7 protein-coding genes are annotated in these 6743 nt (G+C 50.6%); 5 read left to right on the forward strand and 2 right to left on the reverse strand.

Features of this window, described 5'->3' with window-relative positions; all coding sequences use genetic code 11:
• Positions 1–113: 113 nt before the first annotated feature.
• From hisB to hisIE, 5 genes are read left to right on the forward strand one after another with little or no spacing between them, the layout of a single operon-like run.
• Entirely contained in the window at positions 114–1178 is a 1065-nt protein-coding gene (gene hisB / locus AC1DUO_RS22805) for a bifunctional histidinol-phosphatase/imidazoleglycerol-phosphate dehydratase HisB (protein ID WP_015689709.1), read from the forward strand.
• On the forward strand, positions 1178–1768 hold the full coding sequence (gene hisH / locus AC1DUO_RS22810) for an imidazole glycerol phosphate synthase subunit HisH (protein WP_013575083.1): 591 nt from the start codon (positions 1178–1180) through the stop codon (positions 1766–1768). Before hisB ends, hisH begins: the two co-directional genes overlap by 1 nt.
• Before the next feature lie 5 nt (positions 1769–1773).
• Positions 1774–2511, forward strand: a complete 738-nt coding sequence (gene hisA / locus AC1DUO_RS22815) for a 1-(5-phosphoribosyl)-5-[(5-phosphoribosylamino)methylideneamino]imidazole-4-carboxamide isomerase (protein WP_013575082.1) — start codon at positions 1774–1776, stop codon at positions 2509–2511.
• On the forward strand, positions 2493–3266 hold the full coding sequence (gene hisF / locus AC1DUO_RS22820; RefSeq protein ID WP_013575081.1) for an imidazole glycerol phosphate synthase subunit HisF: 774 nt from the start codon (positions 2493–2495) through the stop codon (positions 3264–3266). Before hisA ends, hisF begins: the two co-directional genes overlap by 19 nt.
• A gap of 23 nt (positions 3267–3289) precedes the next feature.
• Positions 3290–3904: a bifunctional phosphoribosyl-AMP cyclohydrolase/phosphoribosyl-ATP diphosphatase HisIE gene (hisIE, locus tag AC1DUO_RS22825; protein ID WP_041689068.1), complete on the forward strand. Its 615-nt coding sequence runs from the start codon at positions 3290–3292 to the stop codon at positions 3902–3904.
• 117 nt (positions 3905–4021) lie between these two features.
• Here hisIE and gndA read toward each other — a convergent pair whose 3' ends face one another.
• Positions 4022–5431 carry an NADP-dependent phosphogluconate dehydrogenase gene (gene gndA / locus AC1DUO_RS22830; RefSeq protein ID WP_013575079.1) on the reverse strand — a complete coding sequence of 470 codons (1410 nt, stop codon included), beginning with the start codon at positions 5429–5431 and terminating at the stop codon, positions 4022–4024.
• Positions 5432–5697: 266 nt separating this feature from the next.
• On the reverse strand, positions 5698–6743 hold a 1046-nt coding region (locus AC1DUO_RS22835; RefSeq protein ID WP_477988880.1), incomplete at its 5' end, for a hypothetical protein.

Consider the following 6743-nt stretch of genomic DNA (forward strand, 5'->3'; position numbering starts at 1 on the left):
GAACTGCAACGGGTGATCACCGCCCTGCAGCCTTTACCTGGCGCTACCGCATCCACTCTTAATGATAATCAAAATAGCCCCCGCAAGGAGCACATGTGAGCCAGAGTCCGTTATTGCAAAAAACACTGTTCATCGACCGCGACGGTACCCTGATTTCCGAGCCACCTGAAGATTTTCAGGTCGACCGTCTGGACAAACTGGCCCTCGAGCCGGGCGTCATTCCGGCACTCTTAGCGCTGCAAAATGCCGGTTTTAAACTGGTGATGATCACCAATCAGGACGGTCTGGGCACCGCCAGTTTCCCGCAGGAAACCTTCGACCCGCCGCACAACCTGATGATGCAGATCCTGACCTCACAGGGCATCGTTTTCGACGAGGTGCTGATTTGTCCGCACCTGCCAGCCGATCACTGCGATTGCCGTAAACCAAAAACCAAACTGGTGGCGGGTTATCTGGAAAGCGGCGTGCTGGACACGGCAAACAGTTATGTGATTGGCGACCGTGACACTGATATCCAGCTGGCGGCCAATATGGGTATCGCCGGGCTGCGTTATCAGCGCGATACGCTGAACTGGGCGACGATTGCAGAGCAACTGACTCAACGTGACCGCCATGCAAAAGTTAACCGCGTAACGCGGGAAACGGCCATTGATGTGGATGTCTGGCTGGATCGCGAAGGTGAAAGCAAAATCCGTACCGGTGTCGGTTTCTTCGACCATATGCTGGATCAGATCGCTACGCACGGCGGTTTTCGTATGAACATCGAAGTGAAAGGCGATTTATATATCGACGATCACCACACGGTGGAAGATACCGCACTGGCGCTGGGCGAAGCGCTGAACAAAGCGCTGGGCGATAAACGTGGCATTGGCCGTTTCGGATTCGTACTGCCAATGGATGAATGTCTGGCTCGCTGTGCACTGGATATCTCCGGGCGTCCGCACCTGGAATACAAAGCTGAATTTAACTATCAGCGCGTCGGCGACCTGAGCACGGAAATGGTCGAACACTTCTTCCGTTCACTGTCTTATGCGATGGCCTGTACCCTGCACTTGCGTACTAAAGGCAAGAACGATCACCACCGTGTTGAGAGCCTGTTCAAAGCCTTTGGCCGCACACTGCGCCAGGCAATTCGTGTGGATGGCAACACCCTGCCGAGCTCGAAAGGAGTGCTGTGATGAATGTCGTTATCCTTGATACCGGCTGTGCCAACCTCTCTTCCGTGAAATATGCAGTTCAGCGTCTGGGCTATGAGCCCACGGTGAGCCGTGAACCGGAGATTGTGTTGCAGGCTGACAAATTGTTTTTACCGGGCGTCGGCACGGCGCAGGCGGCGATGGAACAGCTCGAACAGCGTGAGCTTATTGACCTGATCAAAGCCTGCACCCAACCGGTGCTGGGCATTTGTCTGGGTATGCAACTGCTGGCTTCATCGAGCGAAGAAAATGGCGGTATCGATACACTGGGTATTATTGAGACGCCGGTGCAGCGCATGCCAGACCTTGGTTTGCCGCTGCCACATATGGGCTGGAATCAGGTCACCGCCAACGCCGACAGCCATTTATTCCGCGGCATTGATGAAAATGCTTACTTCTATTTCGTCCACGGATTTGCCATGCCGGTATGCGAAAACACAGTCGCTCAGACACTTTACGGCGAGCCCTTCAGCGCCGCCGTACAAAAAGACAACTTCTTCGGCGTGCAGTTTCATCCCGAACGTTCCGGTGCCGCGGGCGCACAGTTGCTGAAAAACTTTCTGGAGATGTAAACAGCATGATTATTCCCGCTTTGGATTTGATCGAAGGCAGCGTGGTGCGTTTGCATCAGGGTGATTACGGTCAGCAACGTGACTACGGCAATGATCCGTTACCGCGTTTGCAGGATTATCAGCAGCAAGGTGCGCAGGTTCTGCACCTTGTCGATTTAACCGGCGCGAAAGATCCGGCTGCACGCCAGATCCCTTTGCTGACGAAATTACTGGCCGGTGTTTCCGTGCCGGTGCAGGTCGGTGGCGGCATCCGTAATGAGCAGGACGTTGAAGCACTGCTTAACGCTGGCGCAACCCGCGTGGTGGTCGGTTCGACTGCAGTGAAAGATCCGGCGACCGTGCAGGGCTGGTTCAGCCGTTTCGGCGCGGATGCGCTGGTGCTGGCACTGGATGTACGCATCGATGCCGAAGGTACCAAAAAGGTGGCCATCAGCGGCTGGCAGGAAAACTCCAATGCCACGCTGGAACAGGTCGTCGAGCAATATCTGCCGTTCGGCCTGAAACATGTGCTGTGCACCGATATTTCCCGTGACGGCACGCTGGCCGGTTCCAACGTCGAACTTTATCGTGAAGTGACAGCGCGTTATCCGCAGGTGGCGTTTCAGGCTTCAGGCGGTATCGGCTCACTGGATGATATCGCTGCATTGCGTGACAGCGGTGTGGAAGGCGTGATTGTCGGGCGCGCATTGCTCGACGGTAAATTTAATGTGACGGAGGCAATTTCATGCTGGCAAAACGGATAATCCCCTGCCTCGACGTTAAAGACGGTCAGGTCGTCAAAGGCATACAGTTCCGCAATCACGAAATCATCGGCGATATCGTACCGCTGGCGCAGCGCTATGCGAAGGAAGGCGCGGACGAACTGGTATTCTACGACATCACCGCCTCAAGCGACGGCCGCGTAGTGGATAAAAGCTGGGTATCGCGCGTGGCTGAAGTTATTGATATCCCTTTCTGCGTGGCGGGTGGCATTAAGAGCCTTGAAGATGCCAGCCAGATTTTGCAGTTTGGTGCAGATAAGATTTCTATTAATTCCCCTGCCCTGGCGGATCCGACACTGATCACCCGCCTTGCCGACAGGTATGGTGTACAGTGTATCGTCGTGGGTATCGATACGTGGCACGATACAGAGACGGGAACTTATCAGGTTCATCAGTTTACCGGTGATGAAGCGCGTACTAAGATCACCACCTGGCAGACTATCGACTGGGTGAAGGAAGTGCAGGAACGCGGCGCAGGTGAAATTGTGCTGAATATGATGAATCAGGACGGCGTGCGTAACGGATATGACCTTGAGCAACTGAAGATGATCCGCGAAGTGTGTCATGTTCCGCTGATCGCTTCGGGCGGCGCGGGGACCATGTCACACTTCCTTGACGCCTTCCGCGAAGCACAGGTCGACGGCGCACTGGCCGCCTCCGTGTTCCACAAACAAATTATTAATATTGGCGAGCTGAAAAGCTACCTGGCCGAAAATGGCGTGGAGATCCGCTTGTGAGTAATCAGGATGTAAAAACCGGTCTGCTGACCGATGAACAGATTAGCCAGCTCGACTGGGAAAAAGTGGATAACCTGATGCCAGCCATCATCCAGCACGCGGTGTCGGGTGAAGTGCTGATGCTCGGATATATGAATCAGGAAGCACTGGGCGTTACGCAGTCTTCCGGCAAGGTAACGTTTTATTCACGCACCAAAGAGCGTCTGTGGACCAAAGGCGAAACGTCAGAAAACTACCTGAACGTCGTCAGCATCACCCCGGATTGCGATAACGACACGCTGCTGGTGTTGGTCAATCCGCTTGGTCCGACCTGCCATAAAGGCAATAACAGCTGCTTCCACCCTGCCGAAACCGACTGGGCGTTTCTGTATCAGCTCGAAGAACTGCTCGCCTCGCGCAAAACCGCCGATCCGGAAAGCTCGTATACCGCCAAACTTTACGCCAGCGGTACCAAACGCATCGCACAAAAAGTCGGTGAAGAAGGCGTTGAAACTGCGCTGGCCGCCACCGTCAACGACCGCTTTGAACTGAAAAACGAAGCCTCAGATCTCATTTATCACCTGCTGGTATTGCTGCAGGATCAGGATCTGAACCTGAGTGCGGTCATTGAGAATCTGCGTCAGCGTCATAAGAAATAACGTCGACATTCAAAAGTAAAAGTTCAGACGTGAAAAAGCCGCCTTTGCTGATGCATTGGCGGCTTTTTTGTCTCGACGTGACAACACCGGCACGCTTAACACGTGCCGGTCAGGCAATTAATCCAACCATTCGGTATGGAATACGCCATCTTTGTCGGTACGTTTGTAAGTATGCGCACCGAAGTAGTCACGCTGTGCCTGGATCAGGTTGGCGGGCAGAACCGCAGAACGGTAGCTGTCGTAGTAGTTGATCGCAGCAGAGAAGGTTGGCGTCGGGATACCGTTCTGAACGGCATAAGACACGACATCACGCAGCGCTTGCTGATATTCATCAGCAATGTTTTTGAAGTACGGAGCCAGCAGCAGGTTAGCAATAGAGGCATTTTCAGCATACGCATCGGTAATTTTCTGCAGGAACTGTGCACGGATGATACAACCCGCACGGAAAATCTTCGCGATTTCACCGTAGTTCAGATCCCAGTTGTTCTCATCTGATGCGGCTTTCAGCTGTGAGAAGCCTTGCGCGTAAGAAACGAGTTTGCCCAGATACAGAGCACGACGCACTTTCTCGATGAACTCCGCTTTGTCGCCAGAGAAAGGTTTCACCGCCGGGCCGGACAGTACTTTAGAAGCCGCAACACGCTGGTCTTTCAGGGAGGACAAGTAACGGGCAAACACAGACTCGGTGATCAGCGTCAGTGGTTCGCCCAGATCCAGTGAGCTCTGGCTGGTCCATTTACCGGTGCCTTTGTTCGCTGCTTCATCCAGGATCACATCGACCAGGTATTTACCTTCTTCGTCTTTCTTAGTGAAGATGTCTTTGGTGATGTCGATCAGGTAGCTGCTCAGCTCGCCTTTGTTCCAGTCAGCAAAGGTGGTCGCCAGCTCTTCGTTGCTCAGGTTCAGGGACTGCTTCAGCAGAGAATACGCTTCTGCGATCAGCTGCATGTCGCCGTATTCGATACCGTTGTGAACCATTTTGACGTAGTGACCGGCACCATCTGCACCGATGTAAGCCACACAAGCGTCGCCATCTTCAGCGCGGGCTGCGATTTTTTCAAGAATAGGTGCTACCAGCGCGTAGGCTTCTTTCTGACCGCCAGGCATGATAGACGGGCCTTTCAGCGCGCCCTCTTCACCGCCGGAAACGCCGGTACCGATGAAGTTGAAACCTTGCTCGGACAGTTCGCGGTTACGGCGAATGGTGTCTTTGTAATAGGTGTTACCGCCATCGATCAGGATGTCGCCTTTATCCAGGTGCGGAGTCAGGGATGCGATGGTTTTATCAGTTGCTTCACCGGCTTTCACCATCAGCAAGATACGACGAGGTTTTTCCAGCGAGTCAACAAACTCTTCGACGGTGTAGTGCGGAACCAGATTTTTACCCGGATTTTCAGCGATGACTTCATCAGTCTTGTCGCCTGAACGGTTAAAAATGGAAACGGAATAACCACGGCTTTCAATGTTAAGCGCGAGGTTACGGCCCATGACCGCCATACCGACAACGCCGATCTGTTGTTTGGACATTAGCAACTCCTGTCTGAAATAGTTGATCGCCCAGTTTTTAGTCTAAACCCCTGTAAACAGTGAGTTTAACTGCACTGAGCCATACAAATGAACACAAGCATTGTACATGAGAATGGCGAAGGGTGAACCTATTGCAGCCATAACAATATTCTGATAGCACATGCCAGCAATCCCCTGCTTCGCCCTTCTCAGAGGCCAGCTTTACTTTACCGGTAACATGTGGGGAATGCAGGTAAAAAAGAGCTTTCAGAACAATATTGAAAAACTCAAGAGTTCCCCTCTTGGGGTTGGGGGTCCTCCGATAAAACTGATAAATCGGGCGATACGTAAAGTCTGTTTGCCAGCATCTTTTTCTCGCGATTAACACGCTCAAAGTCGATCAGAAAAAAAGGTCCGTGATTCTCAAAAAAAGACGTAAGCTCTAAGTGCTCTTCACCCAATTTTAAAAAGGACCAGTCAGTCACATACTTCAAACTATCGAATTTATTTTTATAATATTCTGACCAATAAAAAGATGTGCCTGACAATCCAACGCTTGAAACTATGAGTTGAAAATGGAATCGGGTAGAGAGAAAGTAATCTTTCGTTGAAAACTGTAAACCATGCTTCCAAATTGTCTCAAAAAAAACCATTTCTATCAGAGGGAATTTTTGTTTAAGTTTTTTAAAGAAATACCCATCAGAACCAGGCCTAAACTCATAAAAACGAATTAATGAGCCTGGAAACTTCTGAATAAAAGCATCTATTGCTGTCTCAACTTGCTCCATGAAAAGTCGTTCATTATCATCTCCTTCTGATAATTCATTATGAAGGCATAAGCGGAGCACAGGTTTTTCCCTTTCAATTAGACTAACAACGTCTGAGAATGGAAAACAAAAATAATCATCACCAATAAACGAAATTTTACCTGGAAGGAATTTTTCTAAAACTTGATAGCTGGCATAATCCCGCACATCAAAACAAAAGTAACTTTCTATGAATTTAGAGATGTGTGCAGCTTTTTCTTCAGACAAGGGTTGTAACCCAAGACCTGTAGCATATGTTAAGACATCATTTTTTTTACCGAAATATGAAACAAGCTCGATCAGACGTAAATTAGCGGCCCATAGCTCATTTATATACCCTCCCCCCATTAAATGAATACTCTCAACATCTTCGAACATTTTACTCATTAGCCTTTCGCGTATTGGCAGGAGATAATCATCAGAAAATTTATCCTCAATGCTACCGTTCTCTCCCAAGGCTTGAGCCAATTGCCAGAGATAATTAACACATTCAACATCATCATAAAGAGTTGAGGCAACTAGAGGGT

This window comes from Rahnella sp. P4_A8 (genome assembly GCF_056402435.1).

Coding starts and splice junctions, on each gene's coding strand:
- hisH (WP_013575083.1), top strand. CDS start 1,178: ATGAATGTCGTTATCCTTGATACCGGCTGTGCCAACCTCTCTTCCGTG.
- hisA (WP_013575082.1), top strand. CDS start 1,774: ATGATTATTCCCGCTTTGGATTTGATCGAAGGCAGCGTGGTGCGTTTG.
- hisF (WP_013575081.1), top strand. CDS start 2,493: ATGCTGGCAAAACGGATAATCCCCTGCCTCGACGTTAAAGACGGTCAG.
- gndA (WP_013575079.1), bottom strand. CDS start 5,431: ATGTCCAAACAACAGATCGGCGTTGTCGGTATGGCGGTCATGGGCCGT.